General features: G+C 63.8%; 16 protein-coding genes and 1 rRNA gene. 9 read left to right on the top strand and 8 right to left on the bottom strand.

Translation table 11 applies throughout. The features are described from left to right. Positions 1 to 173: 173 nt before the first annotated feature. The 4 genes from rrf to CRO75_RS29050 all read left to right on the top strand — a co-directional run bounded on the left by rrf (position 174) and on the right by CRO75_RS29050 (position 4,002). A 5S ribosomal RNA gene (rrf, locus tag CRO75_RS29065) occupies positions 174 to 289 on the top strand. 147 nt (positions 290 to 436) lie between these two features. Beyond that, positions 437 to 1,096, top strand: a complete 660-nt coding sequence (locus CRO75_RS29060; protein ID WP_092417741.1) for a paraquat-inducible protein A — start codon at positions 437 to 439, stop codon at positions 1,094 to 1,096. After that, complete coding sequence (locus CRO75_RS29055) at positions 1,083 to 1,706, top strand: paraquat-inducible protein A (protein WP_085532507.1); 624 nt, start codon at positions 1,083 to 1,085, stop codon at positions 1,704 to 1,706. The genes CRO75_RS29060 and CRO75_RS29055 overlap by 14 nt, the downstream gene beginning before the upstream one ends. After that, entirely contained in the window at positions 1,699 to 4,002 is a 2,304-nt protein-coding gene (locus CRO75_RS29050; protein ID WP_097139878.1) for an MlaD family protein, read from the top strand. Before CRO75_RS29055 ends, CRO75_RS29050 begins: the two co-directional genes overlap by 8 nt. Before the next feature lie 62 nt (positions 4,003 to 4,064). Here CRO75_RS29050 and mksF read toward each other — a convergent pair whose 3' ends face one another. Genes mksF through mksB form a run of 3 tightly spaced genes read right to left on the bottom strand, consistent with a single transcriptional unit; the run spans position 4,065 to position 8,879 of the window. Continuing rightward, positions 4,065 to 6,908 carry an Mks condensin complex protein MksF gene (gene mksF / locus CRO75_RS29045; protein WP_007930131.1) on the bottom strand — a complete coding sequence of 948 codons (2,844 nt, stop codon included), beginning with the start codon at positions 6,906 to 6,908 and terminating at the stop codon, positions 4,065 to 4,067. Further along, a complete protein-coding gene (gene mksE, locus CRO75_RS29040; RefSeq protein ID WP_007930132.1) occupies positions 6,905 to 7,609 on the bottom strand; it encodes an Mks condensin complex protein MksE in 705 nt (234 codons plus the stop codon). The genes mksF and mksE overlap by 4 nt, the downstream gene beginning before the upstream one ends. Continuing rightward, positions 7,599 to 8,879, bottom strand: a complete 1,281-nt coding sequence (gene mksB, locus CRO75_RS29035) for an Mks condensin complex protein MksB (protein WP_177409802.1) — start codon at positions 8,877 to 8,879, stop codon at positions 7,599 to 7,601. The genes mksE and mksB overlap by 11 nt, the downstream gene beginning before the upstream one ends. A 180-nt stretch (positions 8,880 to 9,059) precedes the next feature. Between mksB and CRO75_RS29030 the strand changes: the two genes are divergently transcribed. Together CRO75_RS29030 and rimI are read left to right on the top strand one after the other, a co-directional pair. Continuing rightward, entirely contained in the window at positions 9,060 to 9,845 is a 786-nt protein-coding gene (locus CRO75_RS29030) for an energy transducer TonB (protein WP_097139874.1), read from the top strand. Continuing rightward, the gene (gene rimI / locus CRO75_RS29025) at positions 9,838 to 10,290 is read left to right on the top strand and encodes a ribosomal protein S18-alanine N-acetyltransferase (RefSeq protein WP_009045633.1); all 453 of its coding nucleotides are present in this window, start codon (positions 9,838 to 9,840) and stop codon (positions 10,288 to 10,290) included. Before CRO75_RS29030 ends, rimI begins: the two co-directional genes overlap by 8 nt. Positions 10,291 to 10,327: 37 nt before the next feature. On the opposite strand, the gene CRO75_RS29020 is transcribed toward rimI, so the two are convergent. Continuing rightward, the gene (locus tag CRO75_RS29020; protein WP_097139872.1) at positions 10,328 to 10,723 is read right to left on the bottom strand and encodes a serine kinase/phosphatase; all 396 of its coding nucleotides are present in this window, start codon (positions 10,721 to 10,723) and stop codon (positions 10,328 to 10,330) included. A gap of 150 nt (positions 10,724 to 10,873) precedes the next feature. Here CRO75_RS29020 and can point away from each other — a divergent pair, with 150 nt between their 5' ends. Further along, a complete protein-coding gene (gene can, locus CRO75_RS29015; protein ID WP_007930139.1) occupies positions 10,874 to 11,518 on the top strand; it encodes a carbonate dehydratase in 645 nt (214 codons plus the stop codon). A gap of 104 nt (positions 11,519 to 11,622) precedes the next feature. Here can and CRO75_RS29010 read toward each other — a convergent pair whose 3' ends face one another. The 3 genes from CRO75_RS29010 to CRO75_RS29000 form a co-directional block, all read right to left on the bottom strand. Continuing rightward, entirely contained in the window at positions 11,623 to 12,825 is a 1,203-nt protein-coding gene (locus tag CRO75_RS29010) for a hypothetical protein (protein ID WP_097139870.1), read from the bottom strand. A 133-nt stretch (positions 12,826 to 12,958) separates the two neighbouring features. After that, on the bottom strand, positions 12,959 to 14,659 hold the full coding sequence (locus CRO75_RS29005; RefSeq protein WP_097139868.1) for an acid phosphatase: 1,701 nt from the start codon (positions 14,657 to 14,659) through the stop codon (positions 12,959 to 12,961). A gap of 269 nt (positions 14,660 to 14,928) precedes the next feature. Then, the gene (locus CRO75_RS29000) at positions 14,929 to 16,347 is read right to left on the bottom strand and encodes a TIGR00366 family protein (RefSeq protein ID WP_007930148.1); all 1,419 of its coding nucleotides are present in this window, start codon (positions 16,345 to 16,347) and stop codon (positions 14,929 to 14,931) included. Positions 16,348 to 16,462: 115 nt separating this feature from the next. On the opposite strand from CRO75_RS29000, the gene CRO75_RS28995 reads away from it, so the two are divergent. Continuing rightward, positions 16,463 to 16,696: a Pathogenicity locus gene (locus CRO75_RS28995; protein WP_097139866.1), complete on the top strand. Its 234-nt coding sequence runs from the start codon at positions 16,463 to 16,465 to the stop codon at positions 16,694 to 16,696. Between the two features lie 4 nt (positions 16,697 to 16,700). Beyond that, on the top strand, positions 16,701 to 18,083 hold the full coding sequence (locus CRO75_RS28990; protein WP_097139864.1) for a PLP-dependent aminotransferase family protein: 1,383 nt from the start codon (positions 16,701 to 16,703) through the stop codon (positions 18,081 to 18,083). Here the strand turns inward: CRO75_RS28990 and panB are convergent. After that, positions 18,071 to 18,886: a 3-methyl-2-oxobutanoate hydroxymethyltransferase gene (gene panB, locus CRO75_RS28985; RefSeq protein WP_097139862.1), complete on the bottom strand. Its 816-nt coding sequence runs from the start codon at positions 18,884 to 18,886 to the stop codon at positions 18,071 to 18,073. The genes CRO75_RS28990 and panB overlap by 13 nt on opposite strands. Between the last annotated feature and the right edge of the window lie 134 nt (positions 18,887 to 19,020).

Below are 19,020 nucleotides of genomic sequence, written 5' to 3'. Positions count from 1 at the left end.
TAACCAATACTAATTGCCCGTGAGGCTTGACCATATAACACCCAAGCAATTTGCGCTTAACAGCCAGATTGCGGTGTATGAAGACGAAACGAACCGAAAGTTCGAGAAAACACACAAACTATCGCATACCCAATTTGCTGAAGCGTTGAAAGACGACTCGGCACACCGAATTTCTTGACGACCATAGAGCATTGGAACCACCTGATCCCATCCCGAACTCAGAAGTGAAACGATGCATCGCCGATGGTAGTGTGGGGTTTCCCCATGTGAGAGTAGGTCATCGTCAAGATTAAATTCCGAAACCCCAATTGCGAAAGCAGTTGGGGTTTTGTTTTTGCGCGTAGAAAACGGTTCTTATCTCCAAACAATTTTGCACAGTTATTTTCGGGACGGACCTCTAGAATAGCTTCACGCCTTTTCAGAGCCAGAGCCTTGTATGTCAGATACGGTTGACGCCCCCCGGCTGTCAGAGTTGCCGCTGGACGATCTGGTGGCCTGCCACGAATGCGACTTGCTGATGCGCAAGCCAGAGTTGGCCCACGGAGAAAAAGCCCAGTGCCCCCGCTGTGGTTACGAGCTATATGCACACCGCCATAACGTTGTGGATCGCAGCTTGGCATTGGTTATTGCCGCGCTACTGCTCTATGTCCCCGCGAACTTTTTACCCATCATGCAGCTCAATCTACTCGGACAATCCTCTGAGGACACCGTGTGGAGCGGCGTTATCGGTTTGTTCAATACCGATATGCAAGGCGTGGCGGTGGTGGTGTTTCTCTGCAGCATGGGTATTCCATTGCTCAAGCTGGTCTGCCAGTTGTTCGTGCTCCTGAGCATTCGCCTGGACATAGGTCGCAGTTACGGCCTGTTGCTGTACCGCATTTATCACCACTTGCGGGACTGGGGCATGCTCGAGGTCTACCTGATGGGGGTATTGGTCGCCATCGTCAAGCTGGCGGACCTGGCTGCCATGACGGTCGGCCTGGGGTTGGTGTGTTTTGTCAGCCTGTTATTGGTTCAGGTGTGGCTTGAGGTGGTCATGTCGCCCCATCAGATATGGGATGCCCTGGCCGGGGAGGATGCGCATGCGGGCGATTGATGCGGGCATTCTGGTCTGTAATGAATGCCACGAACTGAACCGGCAGGAACCCGATACCGATGAGCAGATCTGCACTCGCTGCGGGGCCCTGGTGCATGCTCGTCGCCCCAACAGCATCATGCGTACCTGGGCACTGCTGATTACCGCGGCGATCCTGTACATCCCGGCCAATGTGCTGCCGATCATGACGGTCACGTCACTCGGCCAGGGTGACCCCAGCACCATCATGTCGGGGGTGATCGTACTGGTGCAGCACGGCATGATCCCGATTGCGGCGGTGGTATTCATCGCCAGTATCCTGGTGCCCACCTTCAAGCTGGTGGGGATTGCCCTGCTGCTGTTTTCGGTCCAGCGCCATCAGCCGTTATCGGCGCGGCAACGCATTTGGATGTACCGCTTTATCGAGTTCATCGGCCGCTGGTCGATGCTGGATATCTTTGTGATCGCCATCCTGGTGGCGGTGGTGAACTTCGGCCGACTTGCCAGTATCGAGGCCAATCTCGGTGCAGTGGCCTTTGCCAGCGTGGTGATTCTGACGATGCTCGCCGCAGTAACTTTTGATCCCCGACTGATCTGGGATAACACGGAGTCGGACGACGACAATGAGTGATTTGCCTAAAGCTAAAACCCGTCCGGCTTCGAACTGGTCGGCCATCTGGGTTCTGCCCCTGATCGCGTTGCTGATTGGCGGATGGTTGGGCTGGCGTGCCTACAGTCAGACCGGTATCGAGGTCCAGGTGCGCTTTGAAAGCGGCGAGGGCATCCAGGCCAACAAGACCGAGGTGGTCTACAAAGGGATGTCGGTGGGCAAGGTCAAGGCCCTGGCGCTGGACGACGAAGGCAACACCAGAGGGGTGATTGCCACTGTCGAGATGAACAAGGACGTCCAGCAATACCTGAAGAGCAGCACACGCTTCTGGCTGGTCAAGCCGAGCGTGACCCTGGCCGGGATCACCGGGCTGGAGACGCTGGTTTCAGGCAACTACATCGCCATCAGCCCGGGAGAGGGCGAGCCTGCGCGCAAGTTCAAGGCGCTGGCCGAAGAGCCGCCGTTATCGGATGCCAAGCCGGGCCTGCACGTGACTATCAAGGCGGATCGCCTGGGTTCGCTGAACCGCGGCAGCCCGGTGTTCTACAAGCAGATCCAGGTGGGGCAGGTGAAAAGCTACCTGCTCTCCGAAGACCAGAACACGGTGGAGATCAAAGTCTTTATCGAGCCGACCTACGCCAACCTGGTACGCAAACATACGCGTTTCTGGAACGCCAGCGGCATCAGCATCGACGCCAACCTGTCCGGTGTGAAAGTGCGTAGCGAATCCCTGGCCAGCATCGTCGCCGGCGGTATCGCCTTCGCTACCCCGGAGAATCGCCGGGACAGCCCGCCAACCGACCCGAGCCTGCCGTTCCGTCTCTACGAGGACTTCGACGCGGCGCAGGCGGGCATCCGGGTCAAGGTCAAGCTGAGTGACTTCGAAGGGCTCCAGGCAGGCCGCACGCCAGTCATGTACAAGGGGATCCAGGTCGGTAACCTCAAGGCCCTCAAGGTCGACCCGGATCTGTCCAGCGCCACGGCGGAGCTGACCCTGGACCCCCTGGCCGAGGATTATCTGGTGCAAGGCACCCAGTTCTGGGTGGTCAAGCCTTCGATCTCCCTGGCGGGTATCACCGGTCTGGAAGCCCTGGTCAAAGGCAATTACATTGCGGTGCGCCCAGGTGACAAGGGTGGTGCTCCGCAACGCGAATTCGAGGCGCGGCCCAAGGCGCCGCCGCTGGACCTGCGCTCCCCTGGCCTGCACCTGGTGCTGTTCACCGAAAACCTCGGTTCGCTGGAGGTGGGCAGCCCGATTCTGTACAAGCAGGTCAAGGTCGGCTCGGTGCAGAGCTACCAGTTTTCGCGGACCCGCAAGCAGTTGGTCATCGGCGTGCACATCGAGAAGGAGTACGAAGGGCTGGTGAACGGCTCGACGCGCTTCTGGAATGCCAGCGGTGTCACCTTGACCGGTGGCCTGACCGGCGGCATCCAGGTCAAGAGCGAGTCGTTGCAAAGCCTGATGGCCGGCGGTATCGCCTTTGACACGCCGGAACCCAACGTGCCGCTGAAAAAGCGCATCCCACGTTTCCGCTTGTATGCCGACAAGGAGCAGGCGACACAGAAGGGCACCCTGATCAGCATCAAGGTCGATCGCGCCGATGGCCTGCGTCCAGGTACGCCTATCCGCTTCAAGGGGCTGGATGTCGGCAAGGTCGAAGACGTCGACCTGAGCGGCGATCTGCAGTCGGTGCTGCTCAAGGCTCGGATCACCGAGGTGCCGGAGCGAATCGCGCGGGTCGGCAGCCAGTTCTGGGTGGTCAAGCCGGAGCTTGGCTTGATCAAGACCGCCAACCTGGAAACCCTGGTGACCGGGCAGTACATCGAAGTGCAGCCGGCGGCGAAGAACCTCGGCGCGCAAACCAGCTTTGTCGCCTTGCCCCAGCCACCGGAAGCCGCGATCGCCGAGGCCGGCCTGAGCCTGGTGCTGAGCGCGGCGCGGCGCGGCTCGCTGAAGGTCGGCGTGCCGGTGACTTACCGCGAGGTAACGGTGGGCAAGGTCACGGGCTACGAACTGGGCCAGACTGCCGACCGGGTGTTGATCCATATCCTGATCGAGCCGAAGTACGCGCCGCTGGTGCGTGGCGGTACGCGTTTCTGGAACAGCAGCGGGTTCGGTATCGACATCGGCCTGTTCAAGGGCGCAACCGTCCGTACCGAGTCGCTGGAGACCCTGATCCAGGGCGGCATCGCCTTTGCCACGCCGGATGGCGAGCGCATGGGCAACCCGGCACGGCCAGAACAGACCTTCCCGTTGTTCGACAAGTTCGAGGACGAATGGCTGACCTGGGCACCGAAAATCCCCCTGGGCAAATAACCCAGGAAGCAAAAAGGCCGTGATCGAAAGATCACGGCCTTTTTGTTTTACGGCTTCGGCGGTTACACCTCGTCCAGCTCCGCTTCGGCTTCTGGTTCGACGTTCAGGGTGGCCTTGACCTGATCGTGACGGCGGATGTACTTCCAGTCCGCCTCGTCGATGTAGATACCGTTCGGGCCGCTGCCGCCTTCCAGGTCGATGGCGACCTGGGCCGACACCTGCGGCTTCACGCTGGCCAGGATCGGCACGAAGCCCAGTTGCAGGCTGGTTTCCAGCAACGCTGCCTGGTTCTTCTCGTCGATGTCCGCGGCCTCGTCGAGGTAGTACGGCAGGCGGATGCGCCCGGCCTGCTCGCGGTCCATCAAGTGCAGCAACAGGTACATGTTGGTCAGCGCCTTGATGGTCATGGTGGTGCCGTTGGACGCCGCGCCATCGATATCGGTGTGGATCACCGGCTGGCCATTGACCTTGGTGATCTCGAACGCCAGCTCGAACAGGTCCTTCAGGCCCAGTTGGTTATGGTTGGCCGCTACCAGGCGGGCCAGGTATTCCTTGGCCTCTTCGTTCTTGCTGTCCTGCTCGGCGCTCTGGCTCAGGTCGAACACCGACAGGGTCTCGCCTTCTTCGTATTGGCCGGCGCTGTGGATGATCTGGTCGATGTGCTTGAGGGCTTCCTTGTTCGGCGCGAGCACGATACGGAAGCTCTGCAGGTTGGACACCTGGCGTTTGTTGATCTCGCGGTTGAACAGCGCCAACTGGTGCTCGAGGCTGTCGTAGTCGCTGCGGATATTGCGCAGGGTCCGGGCGATATCGGTGACGGCCGCGCGACGCGCCTTGCCCAGGGTCAGGGCTTCGTCGGTGCGGTGCGCATAGGCGTTGATCAGCAGTTGCAGGCGACGCTCCATGTCGTCTTCGCTGTCGAACTTGGCCACGCCCTTGAGGCGCACCTGGGCGTACAGCGCCTCGATCTGGCCATCGACCCGCTGCAGGCCCTGCCAGCTGTCCTGATAGTCGTTGAGCAGGGGCAGCAGGTTGTCCATGGAGTCGTCCACCGGCTCCATGAACGGCGTGCCGAACGGCAGGTCCGCCGGCAACAGCTGGCGACGGCGCAGGGCATCGTCGAGGGTGCGTTGCTTGGCTTCCATGTCGCCGATCTGCCGGCCCACCAGTTGCAGCTTGGCCGACAGCTGCTGGACGCGTTCGGTGAAGGCGTCGCTGGAGCGCTTGAGTTCGTCCTGGGCGGCCTCCATCTGCGCCAGCTGTTCCAGCTTTTCGCCTTCCTCGGCGCTCAGGGTCTGCGCGCGGCGGAAATCTTCCAGGGCTTTCTGCGCATCCAGCACCTGCTGGTACAGCGCTTCGGTCTGGGTCTTGCTCGCGGCGCGGTCAGCGGCTACCGCGGCCTGGGTTTTCAGCTGTTTGAGTTCTTTGTCCAGGCGCTCTTTCTGGTCGCGCAATGCCGCGCGGTCCGCCAGGGCCTGTAAGGCCGGTGGCTCGATGTGGGAAATGTCGATGGACAGCCCCGGCACTTCGAAGCGCTCGCCCTTGAAGCCATCGAGGATCAGCTCCACGGATTTGACCCAGTCGCCGTTCTCGTCCAGGGCGATGCCGTGCTCGCCCAGCGGCAGGCTGAACAACTGGCTGTTGAACAGGCGCATCAGGCGCTCGACGTCCTGTTGCGAGAATTCCTCGCGCAGGCGCGCATAGCTGTTGTTGTCGGCGTTATCGAGCTGCTGCTTGACCGACTTCAGGCGTTTTTCCAGGTCCCGCAGGCGCTCTTCCAGGTCCTCGGCGGAGAACTGCCGGGACTGGGCCAGGGCGCCGGCCAGTTCGTCGTGGGCATCCTTGGCCGCCAGCAGTTGCTGCTCCAGGACCTTGACGTCGTCCACCAGGGCGAAACGATGCTTGAGCACCGAGAGCTCGCCGAGCCAGCGCTGGGTGCCGGTGATTTCCCGCTCCAGGCGCATCATTTCCTGGGTGCTGCTGCGCTGGTCGTTCTGCAGTGCATCCTGCTCGTTGCGGTAGTGCTCGGCCTGGATGGTCAGCTCTTCCTTGCGCGCGCTGGCGTAGTCGGACCAGGTGCCCAGCAGCGAGTCGAGCAGCGGCGACAGGCGATGCAGTTTGCCGCGCAGGATGTCGCGCTGTGTCACGCCGTTGGCCAGGGCTTCCACCAGGGGACCCGCGGCCACCAGCGAGTTGTAGTCCTGCTCCATGCGGCGCACGTCGCGGAAGGCGTCTTCGCAGGCGGCGATGTAGTCGACGCTGCCGGAACGCAGGCTGTGCTCGAAGGCATCGAGGAACAGCTGCTTGAGCTTGGCCGCGGTGATTTCGCGCATGTGCAGCAGGTTGATGAACAGCGCGCGGAAGGTCTTCAGGCTCTGCTCGCTGGTGGAGCGCAGCGGGATCAGGGTCAGGTCCAGCGGAATCGAGGTATGTCCGCCCACCAGCAGGCGGCGCAGTTCATCCGGCTTGAGTTCATAGGCCTTCAGGCCCTGGCGCTCGAGGTTGGTGAACAGCTCTTTCTGCCGCAGGCAGGTGTCGTCTTTCTGGTAGTGCGCCAGGTCCAGCGAGCCGGCATAGGCGAAGAACTGGTGACCGAAACTGCCGCCCGGACCGCGCCCGGCCACGCCGATCACATGCGGGCCATGGGGCAGGGACACTTCCACCAGGATGTAGCTGGTATCGGTGGCGAAGTAGAAACGCCGCGACTGTTCCAGGCTGTACTTGCCGAAGCTCATGTCCGACATGCGTGCCAGGATCGGGAATTGCAGAGCGTTGATCGAGGCGGACTTGCCCAGGTTGTTCGCGCCGTAGACCGACAGCGGCTCTTCCAGCGGGAACAGGCCCAGGCTGTAGCCGGCGGTGTTCAAAAGGGCAAAGCGGCGGATGCCGTAGCGTTCCTTGCTCATGCGTCGAGCTCCTGTTCTTCGGCAATGGCGCGGGCCAGTGCGTCCTCTTCACTTTCCGATTCGACGAATTCGCTGAGGTCCAGCGGGTCGTCGGTCTGCAGCAGTTTTTCGTCGCTGTCTTCGTCGATCAGCACCGGCGTCGGCAACGGCAGCACGCTGTGCAGGCTGGCGGCCAGGTCACGGTCCTGCTGCACCGACAGGCACACATCGAGGAAGCGGTGCATCGGCGGCAGGAAGCGGTAGATGCCCGGCTCCTCGCCGGCAAAACCCAGTTGGGTCATGCGCCGCATTATTTTTTCTTCCAGTTCTTCATGGGTCTGCACTTCGGCCTGGATGAACAGGTCGCGGTACTTCTCCAGCAAGGACGGCAGTTCGTCGCGGCCGAGGCTGCCGCCGTCGAGCACGGCGACCGGGTCGCGGCCCTGGTCGGCCAGGTGCTCCACCAGGATGAAGGTGAACAGCGCCAGGCGCTGGGCGGTCTTGTTCACCTGGGCGGCGGCGTTCTCCGGCACGAAGTAGTAGAAGCCACGGGTATCGCACACCAGTTCGAAGCCCAGGGCCTTGAACAGGGTGCGGTACTGGTCCTGGAAGTTCGACAGCTGGGAGTACAGCTCCGGGTCGCGGCGGCTGACGTGATAACCCTTGAACAGCTCGCGAAAGATCGGCGCCAGCTGGGACAGTTCGGAAAGATCAAGATGCATGGGGAGTGCTCGCAGAATTCTCAGCGGCGTCATCGCGGGCCGAGAGCAGGGCGAAGGAGCGCAGGCTGACCTGGTGCTCGTGGGTGTGGTAGTCGCGGCGTTCCAGACGCTCGCGTTTGAAGCGTTTTTCCCGCGACAGGCGGGAGAACCAGTACAGCAACTCGTCGGTGGCACCGTCCGGTTCCTGTTCCAGCAGCCAGGTCATCAGGTCCGGCATCGGCAGGGCGTCTTCGCAGCGGTCGAGCATCTCGCGGACCGTACGTGGCGCCCGTGGCGCATTGTCGCCCTTGTGGGTCTTGTGCGCCTTGGGGAAGCGCGTCGGCTTCGGTTCGAAGCTGGCCAGGGCATAGACATAGGCCTCGACCTGGCCGGAGCTGCCGAGGAAGGTGCTTTGCGGACGGGTGAACAGTGGCATGGCCGCTTGCGGCACGGCGTCGATGCCCTTGCGCCGGATGGCCGACAGGGCCAGGGCCGCGCCGCGGGTCACGGCGTTGTGCCGGCGGGCTTCTTCACGCAGCGGCAGCAGCAGTTCCCGGGCGTGACGCAGGGTCAGCTGGGCGCTGGTCTGCATTTCCAGGATCCGCGCGTGGGTGCGCAGCAGCATGTCGTCGTCCACCAGATGGCCCAGGCGCTGCTGTTCGGTGAGCATGCGCAGCAGGACGTTCTCGACCTTGCGCACGCCTTGCTCGAAGGCGCCGTCGGCATTCACCAGTTGGATCATCGGCTCGACGTATTCGTCCCAGGTGGCCAGTACCTCGGCGTACCGCTGGCGCAGGGGAATCTGCCGGTCGCTGGTCTTGGCCCGCTCGGCGACGGCCACCAGGGCCTGTTCGTCGTTGGCGAGCTTTTTCAATACATCGCGCACGCGCATGTCCAGCAACCGCAGCTGGCGGGCCAGGTCATGGCCGTCGCGGATGTCGAAGGCGTCTTGGATGTAACCGGCCAGGCGTTCGAGGTGGCGCAGGTAGGCTTCGATTTCCAGGCACAGGCCCAGGCGGTGCTCGCGCCGCAGGTAGGCGAGGAAGTCGTGGATCTGTGCGTTGAGCTCGAAACGGTTCGGGCTTTTCGCCACCGGAACCAGGATGTCCAGGCGGATCCACACGTCCAGCAGGCTGGTAATGTCCTGTGGCGTACTGTCAATTTGCTGTGTGGCCAGCTGTGAACGCAGTTCGGCGAGGCTCAGGGTGCCTTGGTCGAAGTGCTCGCACAGTGGCTCCAGAAGTGCCCAGTGTTCGGCGAGGGCGCGCAACACGCGCTTGGGTTCGATCATCGGAATGGCCGGCTGGTTGGCAATGAAAAGCAGCGATTGTACTGCATCGGAAGGCCGACGATTCACCCCTCGGTCTTGTCATGGGCTGGACCGGTGTTTTTGTGACGAATCAACTGCGGGCGATCTTCGGCGAAGGACGGTAGAATCCCCCCACTTCAGTTATCCACAAGTGGCCGACCTTTGCTTATCGAGTCCCGCCGTCGCGCTTATCTGTCCGCCATGCAGGTGGTCAGCTGGCTGCCGCGCACCGAATTGCCCTTTGCGGCGCCGTCCCGTCCCGAGTTGCTGGTGATTGCCGAGCCCGTGGTCGAGGCCCCGGCAGCCCCTGCACCTGTGGCCAAAACGGTTGCCGAGCCTGCGGCCAAGCCTGCCGAGCGGCCGAAAATCGAAGTGCCGCGTCCCGCCGGTGCTGCCGTTCGTCCGGTCAGCAAGCCCGTGGTCGATGCCGAGGAGGCCCCGGCGCCGGTCAAGGCCCCGCCCGTGCCGCCACCGCGTTTCGCCCTGCAATTGCTGCGCGCAGGTCGTTGCCTGCTGCTGGTGGAGTTACCCACAGGCGAAGCCTTCCAGAGCCGCGACCCGGCCTATCTGCTGCTCAAGGACATGCTGCGCGCCGCCGGCCTGCCGGACAGCCCGCAGATCCTCGCCGAGCCGGTGCGCTGGCCGATGCTGACCCGCGGCAATCTCGACCAGGGGCCGGACGCGGCGCGGGATTTCGTCCAGGCCTTTGTCGGGGCGCGGGTCGAAGAAGAACCTTGTGTCTGCCTGTGGCTGATCGGCCTGCCGGCGGTGCGTTTCGCGGGCGAGGCTGATGCGCAGTCCTACAACCGTGAACTCCAGGTCGAAGGCCTGGGCTCGGCCTGGGCGCTGCCTGGGCTGGAACTATTAATGGAAGAGCCACAGCGTAAGGCTGATGTCTGGCAAGCCATGCGTCGGCTGATGGCGCGTTGGAAAAGTAGCAATGAGTGACGCTTTATCGTTCCGCCAGGCCACCGAGGCGGATCTGGATGCCATCCTGAAAATCGAATACGCGGCGTTCAGCCATCCCTGGACCCGCGGCATTTTCACCGATGCCCTGAAATCCTATGAAGTCTGGCTGATGTTCGAAGGCAGCCAGCAGGTCGGCCACGGCGTGATCCAGGTGATCATCGACGAAGCCCACCTGCTCAATATCACCGTCAAGCCGGAAAGCCAGGGCCGTGGCCTGGGCCTGCGGCTGCTGGAAGAGTTGATGAAGCGCGCTTACCAGAAAGACGCGCGCGAGTGCTTCCTCGAAGTGCGCTCCAGCAACCAGACCGCCTATCGGCTGTACGAGCGCTACGGTTTCAACGAAGTGGGCCGCCGCCGCGATTACTATCCGGCGACAGGCGGGCGCGAAGATGCGCTGGTGATGGCCTGCACCCTGGTCGATTGACGGCGTATCGAGCCACTATCGTTGTTAAAGGCAGGTATCAGCGTTTGCCATCCAGCGGATCGCGCTGGGCCAGTTCGGCTTCGTCCAGGCCATTACCGCCGCCGATATCGTCTTCATCGACAATGCTCAGGTCCCAGTCGGCCGGCCGGTCTTCACCGGCTTCATGGGCGGAGCGGGCGCCGTCTTCGCGGATCAGGTTTTCCGGGGTCAGCTCATCGTCGTTGGGCTCATCCTCGGCGTTGCCGGTCAGGCCGGAGCCATGGATGTGCCGGTGGGGAGTACGATGCTCCACAGGGCTGGAAGCAGGGTCGCCGACCCGGGCGCCGGGTTCTTCTTCATCGAAGTCCAGCTCTTCCAGGGAACCCATGCGGTCTTCGTTGTCGTCGATGGGCTCGGGCTGAGGCGCGCCATAGGGACGTCGTGATTCAGTCATGACGGTTGCTCATACTTTTGGGCTTAAAGAGTGGACCCACCAGACCCGGCAAGATTCAAAGGGGGGGATAAGCGGTATCTGCATAGACGCGCGTGACCCCGACAGACAGTCGTCTGTCATAGCAACGCATCAATCCTGAGGCTTCATAGCATGAACGAACTACAAGACCTGATTGATAACAACGAGCGTTGGGCCGAAGCGATCAAGCAGGAAGATCCTGAATTCTTCTCCAAGCTGGCCCGCCAACAGACGCCGGAATACCTGTGGATCGGTTGTTCGGACGCCCGTGTACCGGCCAACGAGATCGTCGGCATGCTTCCCGGGGATCTGTTCGTACACCGCAACGTGGCCAACGTGGTGCTGCACACCGACCTCAATTGCCTGTCGGTGATCCAGTACGCGGTGGACGTGCTCAAGGTCAAACACATCCTGGTCACCGGTCACTATGGCTGTGGCGGCGTGCGCGCCTCGATGCAGGATCGCCAGCTGGGCCTGATCGACGGCTGGCTGCGCTCGATTCGCGACCTGTACTACGAACATCGCGAAGTCCTGGGACAACTGGCCACCGAGGAAGAACGGGTCGACCGCCTCTGCGAGCTGAACGTGATCCAGCAAGTGGCCAACGTCGGCCACACCAGCATTGTGCAAAACGCCTGGCATCGCGGGCAGAGCCTGTCGATCCACGGTTGCATCTATGGCATCAAGGACGGTCGCTGGAAGAGCCTGAACGCCACCATCAGTGGCTTCGAGCAACTGCCGCCGCAGTACCGTCTGCGGCCGGTCGGGGCGCTCTGAGGCGCTGAAAACCCATCGCGAGCAAGCTCGTTCCTACGGGCGATGTGCCGTTCTGTAGGAGCGAGCTTGTTCGCGATGGGGATGTAGCCGTTACCGCTTGTTCGTCAGATATGCGGCGGTGCTTCGGTACTCATCGACGGTGCCGGCGCCTTCAGCTGCTTCAGCTGGGTCTGCACCGGCGTGGTGGCGCACTTGGCCTGGGCCTGCTCCGGCGTCAGCTTGCGGATCGAGGTGTAGAACAGGGTGCAGGTCTGCTCTTTGTTGGTCACCTGCCAGTTCTGCGTGCAGCTTTGGAGCTGCACTGTCGGGTCGCTGCCCGGCTTGCTGCCCATCCCGGCCTGCCAGCAGGCCGCGCTCAGATCCTGCCCCATTACCTTCAAACCGGCCGCGTCGGCCTTGGCCTCGTCGCCGTCATAGTTCTCCGGATCCGCCGCGTACCAGATGTAACTCGGGTGGTTGGAGCCCAGCACCGGCACTTTCAGGCCCGCACTCGGGCTGATCTGCGCCAGGCCCAGCACGTTCACGGTCGGGCCGTACTGCTGCTTGATCCAGTTACGCACCGGCGCGCCGAAGGCCACCATTGGCAGGGCGGCGCCGCTGGCACTCTGGCTGATCTGTTTGACCATGGTGGTCTGGTAGTCCTGGAAGTAGCCGTAGACGCCTTCCAGGTCCTTGCCGGCAGTGGCCGGGGCGGCGATCGGCGCAATGTCGATGATGGTCTGGTAGCCCGGTGTCTGCTCGGTTGGAATGCCATTGGTGGTGAGCAGGGTGGCCCAGCGGTCGGTGGTGGCCGATTTCAGGTAGTCCTGGGCCTGAGTCAGCGAGTAGTCCGGCGGGAAGTGCAGCAGCTCGACGCTCTTGCGGTTTTCCAGGGCCATGCCCAGGGGCAGGAACAGGTACCAGCTGTAGGTCCATTTGCCGTCGCTGTTGAGCTTGCTGGCGCCCTGGTAGGCCAGGTCGCCGGCATCCAGCAGGGCGGTCAGCGGCTTGCCGTACCCCTTCGGAACACCGCTGATGTTGGCGTACAGCTGGTTGTTATCGGTCTTCACCTTGACCTTGGCGGTGCTGTAGCCATCGCGCTTCACGCTTTGGGTCAGGTAATGCTCGACGGTCTGTTCCAGCGTCCAGTTGCGAAAGCAGATCACGTTGCAGTTGTTGGGGTAGGAGAAGAGTTGGGTGACGCGCTGGGTGTTGCCCAGCTTCAGATCGACATTGGCCTGGGCTGCGGTGCTCAGGGTCAGGCTACTCAGGGTCAGGCCGCCCAGGGTCAGGGCGGCGAGGGGGAGGGACAGTCTTGCGAGTTTCATGCTTGGCTCCTTGTCAGCGTTGGCCTCGTCTGTGCGAGGTAAGTTCCGTACTGAAACAGTAGCGGGTGACAAGGAAAAGGGTGGATTTCTTTTGCACCCGCAGACGGCCGCCCGGGCGGCCGCTGCCGTCGGTTCAGGCCGGGAAGTGCAGGGCATTGCTCAGGTCGCCCATGGGCGCCTGCCCCCGGGCGGTCATCGCCGCGTCCCGTTGCTTGAGGCCGTCGAGCGGTTCCAGCTGGAACACCCGGGTGATCAACCGCAGGATCGACGCGGTGTCGTACACCGTATGGTCCACCGTGCCCTTGCGGGCGAACGGTGACACCACCAGCGCCGGGATGCGTGTCCCCGGCCCCCAGCGGTCGCCCTGGGGCGGGGCGACGTGGTCCCACCAGCCGCCGTTCTCATCGACCGTGACGATCACCACCATGTTCTGCCACTGCGGGCTTTCGCGCAGCACCTTCAGGGCACGCACGATATGCCGGTCGCCCGCGGCCACATCGGCATAACCGGCGTGCATGTTGAGGTTGCCCTGGGGCTTGTAGAACGCCACCGGTGGCAACTTGCCGGCCTCGGCATCGGCGAGGAAGCGGTTGCTGCTCGACTCATCGCCCAGGCCCGCATCGCGCAGGTGATGGTTGCGTTCGTTGGGATGCTCGGGACCGAACTGCGCGAAGTAGTTGAACGGCTGGTGGTGGTACTGGAAGTTGGGGATCTTCGGAATCCCCGCCGAATCCTTGTAGGCGTCCAGCGTGACCTGCCAGGCGCCGGCGTACCAGGCCCAGTCGATGTCCTTGCGCGAGAGCTTGTCGCCGATGGTGTCGTGGCGCTGCGGCACCAGCACATTGGGCAGGTCGGCCTTGGCATAGGCCGGGCGCTGCGGGTCGCGGATCCAGGTCGGCCAGTAGGGCGGGGCCATGGTATTGACCGCGTAGCCGTCCGGGGTCAGCAGGCTCGGGCCGAATTGCGGCGGGCCGCTCATGGCGCTGGCCGGGGATTGCTCCAGCGGCTTGAGGCGGGTGTCGAGCGGGTCGTCGCTTTGCAGGGTGGCGATCTGCGGCTTGGCCACCGAATTGGCCGCATCCGGATAGAACGGCACGGCGGCGCTGATCAGGTACTGGTGGTTGAGAAACGAGCCGCCGAAGGTGCCCTGGAAGAAGTTGTCGCACAGCACGAACTCCCGGGCCACATCCCACAGGCGCAATTCATACCGGCTCTGGGCGTAATGACCCATGGGCAGGCCGCCGGCGTCGGCCCAGGCGACGAAACCATCGTTCTTGCCGCCGTTGATCTGCATCTGGTTCTGGTAGAACACGTGCCACAGGTCGCGGGTGACCAGGCCCAGGGGCAGGTCTTCGCCATCGGGGCCCTTGAGGGCGAAGGGCGCGTTGGGCAGGCGTTCCTGGTACTGGGTGCCGACCGAATAGGTCACGCCATCCAGGGCCTGGGGCCCGACCTGGGCGACGCCACCCCAGACCGGCGGCAAGACCGACAACAGGCTGCCGTCGCGGTCGCGTTGCTGATAGTCGGCGGGCTTGAGGGCCGAGAGCGGTTTTTCCAGCCCCGGGAAGTCGGCGAACAGGTTGTTGAAGCTGCGGTTCTCGGCATAGATCACCACCACGTTCTTCACGTTATCGCGCAGCGCCCGGTCCAGCTCGGCCGGCGACAGCGGGCGCTCCACCGGCTTGCCCGGCGCCGGGTCGTTGTGGCCGCAGGCGCTGAGCGTCGCGCCGACACCCAACACCGCCACACCGCCGAGAAAACGCCGGCGGCTGGTGTCGGTGGGTGGCTCCGTGGCCTTGGAATGTCCTGGGTCTTTCGAGTGTTCGTCGCTCATGCGGGTCCCTGATTACCTTTCGACCAATTCGTAACAAAGTATTTCGGCTGCACGGTAGCAACCGAATATGACGGAAAGACTACAGAAAAGGCTCTGGGACGGGGCTTAGACGCTGGTAGGGGGAAGCTGGAAGGGGTGTAAGACTGCTTCTGCAGGAGCGGCCGGTCGACGCTCGATTGCCCGCGATGACGGTATGGCGGGCACCCTCGGCCTTGGGGCCCGTCGCGAGCAGACTCGCTCCCGCAGGGAAGCGAGTCGCTGGCAACAGATTACGGCGCCACGGGCGGCATGTAGCTCAAGGTGGTGCCCAGTGCCCACAGCAGCACCAGCACCAGGGGGGCGTGGACCAGCAACTGGACGAAGGAGAAGCCGATCAGGTCCCGCGCCTTGAGCCCCAGCACCCCCAGCAGCGGCAGCATGTAGAAGGGGTTGATCAGGTTCGGCAGTGCCTCGGCGGCGTTGTAGATCTGCACCGCCCAGCCCAGGTGGTATTGCAGGTCATTGGCCACCTGCATCACGTAGGGCGCCTCGATGATCCACTTGCCGCCACCCGACGGGATGAAGAAGCCCAGCACCGCCGAGTAGACCCCCATCAGCAGCGCGTAGGTGTCGTGGGAGGCGATCTGCACGAAGAAGGTCGAGATGTGGTGGGCCAGGGTCTGGCCGTCGACGCCTTTGACCACCGTCAGCAAGGCCGCGATGGAGCCGTACAACGGGAACTGGATCAGCACCCCGGTGGTGGTCGGCACGGCGCGGGCCACGGCTTCGAGGAAGCTGCGCGGGCGCCAGTGCAGCAGCGCGCCGAGCATCAGGAACAGAAAGTTATAGGTGTTGAGCCCGGAAATCGCGGTGATCGCCGGCTTGGTGGCGAACTCATGGTAGAGCCAGCCGGCCGCCAGCAGGGCCAGCAGGATGGTCAACAGCGGGCTGTATTCCAGCCACTCGCCGGGGCGGGTGCGCGGTTGTGGCTTGGGCATGCTGAAGCTCGGGTCGATGCCGCAGGCCTTGGCGTCGCGCGCCGAGTTCGGACCGGGGGCGGTGGCATAGGCGATGACCAGCGAGACGACGATCAAGGCCAGCAGCAACACGCCCGACTGCCAGAGAAAGATGGTCTGGGTGAACGGAATCACCCCGGTGATCGACAGGATCGACGGCGGCAGGCTGCCGGGGTTGGCCTGCAATTGCGCGGCGGACGACGACAGGCCCAGGGCCCAGACCGCGCCCAGGCCCAGGTAGGCCGCGGCCCCGGCGGCGCGGTAGTCCATGCGCAGTTCGGTACGCCGGGCCAGGGCCCGCACCAGCAAGCCGCCGAACACCAGGGACAGGCCCCAGTTGAGCAAGGACGCGACCATGGAAATCAGCGCCACCCAGGCCACGGCGGAACGGCCGTTCTTCGGAATGCGCGCCAGTTTGTCGATCAGCTTCACCGCCGGCGGCGAGCTGGCGACCACATAACCGCCGATGACCACGAAGGCCATCTGCATGGTGAAGGGGATCAGGCTCCAGAAACCGTCGCCGAAGGCCATGGCGGTGTCGGTGGGCTTGGCGCCCATGGCCATGGTGGCGAGGGCGACGATGATCACCGCCAGCGCGGCGAACACCCAGGAGTCGGGGAACCAGCGCTCGGCCCAGTTCGAGCAGCGCAGGGCAAAACGGGCGGAACGGCTGTCTTCAATGTCTGTGGACACGTCGATACCTCAAGTCTTTTTTATGTTTGTCAGGAGGTCGGTCGCCTCAGGCTGGGGCGGCCGAAAACTGTGCAAGAATGCGGCAATTGGTACCCACTGCAAAGGATTGAAGTACATGCCATTCCCGCTCGAAGAACGCCAGGCGCTGCTCAAGCTCAAGGGTGTCGGCGAAACCGTGGTCGCCCGTCTCGAACAACTGGGCATCGATTCCCTCGCCCAGCTGGCCCGGGCCGATGCCCTGGAGATCGTCACCCAGGCCTCGGTCCTGGTCGGCTCCAGCTGCTGGAAAAACAGCCCCCAGGCCCGTGCGGCGATCCAGGCGGCAATCGCCCTGGCCAAGGGCGCCTGAAGCGGTGAGCCGCGAAACGCCTTTCGCCTATCAGGCGGTCTACCGCTACCTGGTGGAGTGGCTGGACGGCGCCAGCGCGGCCGAGCAGCGCCTGCCGTCATTGCGCGCCCTGGCCCAGCGCCTCAAGGTCTCGGTTTCCACCACCAAGTACGCCTATGGCTTGCTCGAGGATGAAGGGCGGATCTACGCCCGGCCCAAGCAGGGCTACTTCAGCCGCCCCGTGCCGGCGCCAGGGCTGGCGCCGGATACGGAGCTGCTGGACAGGGTCTATGCCTACGCCCGCCAGCCCGGAATGCTGGCGCTGTGCAGCGACGCCCCGGCGATGTTGCTGTCGCTGGACAATCCCCTGTTGACCGCCGAGCGCGAGCTGGTGCGCCAGTACCCGCGCTCCCAGGCGCCGCTGTACCAGCCGTTTGGCGAGGCGGAGCTGCGCACGGCGCTGGCCGAGCGCTACACCCGCTCGACCACGGATTACTGGCAGGCCGAGCAGGTATTTCTCGGCACGGATTTGCGCGCGGTGCTGGCGTTGTCGCTGGATGCCCTGGAGCTGAATGGCAGCGTCGCCCTGGTGGAGTCGCCTTGTTCCTGGGCGATCCTGCGGCAATTGCAGGCGGCGAAGATCCGCGTGATCGAGCTGCCGCTGGACGCCGCAGGACGCTTCGATCGCCAGCGCCTGCAGGAGGTGCTGCAACGCGAACCGGTGCGCCTGGCGCTGCTGTCTTCGACCCTGAGCGCGCCCCACGGCAGCCTGATGCCCGCGGCGGACAAACGGCAGCTGTGCCGCTGGCTGGGGGAGCGCGGCATCTGGCTGTTGGAAAATGACAGCTATGGCGAGTTCTGCTTTACACCGGGGCCGGCGCGGTATCGCGATTACGCCGATCCCGAGCGGCTGCTGGTGTTTTCCACCTTCGACAAAGTCATAGGTTCCGAGGCGCCCTTTAGCTATGTGTTGTGCCGTGGCCAGGGCGCGCGCTTGCAGCGGCACTTTCTCGAGCGCGCGTTCCGCCTGTCACCGATCCGCCAGAAGGCCGTGGCCAAGCTGCTGGGCAGCGGCCGGGTCGATCAGCACCTGGTTCAGTTGCGCGGCCTGCTGCGCGAACGCATGGGCCAGTTGCAGGCGCTGCTGGCCGAACACGCCGCCGAGCAGTTGCGGGTGGTCACCCCGGCCGGGGGCGCGACCCTGTGGGCCGAGGCCACGCGCCCGGTGGAGATTCTCCAGGTGTATGAGCAATTGCTGGGGCAGGGCATTGTCATCGCCCCGGGGCAGATGTTTAGCCAGCAAGGCCTGTGGCGCCATCACCTGCGCCTGAGTTTCACCCTCGACTGGCGCCAGGACATTGCCGGCGCCGTGCAACGCCTGGCCCGGGCCATCGATCAGACGCCATAGCAGTGCCGCGCCTCGGGGAAGCGGCCGTCGCGCACCTCGGCGGCGAACTGCTCGCAGGCCTGGCTGATTAGCGCCCCGACATCGGCGTACTGTTTGACGAAGCGCGGCACCTGGGGCCCGCCCAGGCCCAGCAGGTCCTCGGTCACCAGCACCTGGCCGTCGCAGGCGGGGGAGGCGCCGATGCCGATGGTCGGCATCGCCGAGAAGTCGCTGATGCGCCGCGCGAGGTTTTCCGCCACCCCTTCCAGTAGCAGGCTGAACGCGCCGGCCTCGAGGTGGGCGCGGGCGTCGGCCTCGATGGCCTGGGCCGTGGCGTCGTTCAGGCCCTGGGCCTTGAAGCCGCCCATGACATTCACGTACTGGGGCATCAGGCCGATATGCGCCATAACCGGAATCCCGCGCTGCACCAGGAACTCCACGGTCGGCGCCAGGGCCAGCCCGCCTTCGAGCTTGAGCGCGTCACAACCGGTGCGCGCCAGCACCTCGGCGCAATTGCGGTAGGCCTGTTGCGGCGATTCCTGATAACTGCCGAACGGCATGTCGGCGATCACGCAGGCCAGTCGGGTGCTGGCGACCACGGCGCGGGTGTGGCCGATGATCTCTTCCAGGCTCATGTCCAGGGTCGAGGTGCGACCGTAGCCGACCATGGCCGTGGAGTCGCCGATCAGCACGAAATCGACGAACGGGTCCATCAGCCGCGCCATGTGGCTGGTGTAGGCGGTCAGGGAGACGATCTTCTGCTGGCCTTTCATGGCCACCAGTTGCGGCACGGTCAGGCGTTTGCTGCGGGTATGGATGCTCATGGCGGCTTTCCTGTTGCGGGTGGGAAAGTCGCCGATTATTGGCGTCCGCGGCGGCGATTCAATGCACAGGAAAAGCCTAAAAACCGACCCAGAAGGGGGTTGCGGTTGTCCCTCGCGGCGTTTGCGTAGACCAT

Origin of the sequence: Pseudomonas sp. LAMO17WK12:I10 (assembly GCF_900215185.1) — a bacterium.
GTDB lineage: Bacteria > Pseudomonadota > Gammaproteobacteria > Pseudomonadales > Pseudomonadaceae > Aquipseudomonas > Aquipseudomonas chlororaphis.
The sequence above is the reverse complement of the archived record's forward strand: the minus strand, read 5'-3'. Positions and strand labels throughout refer to the sequence as shown.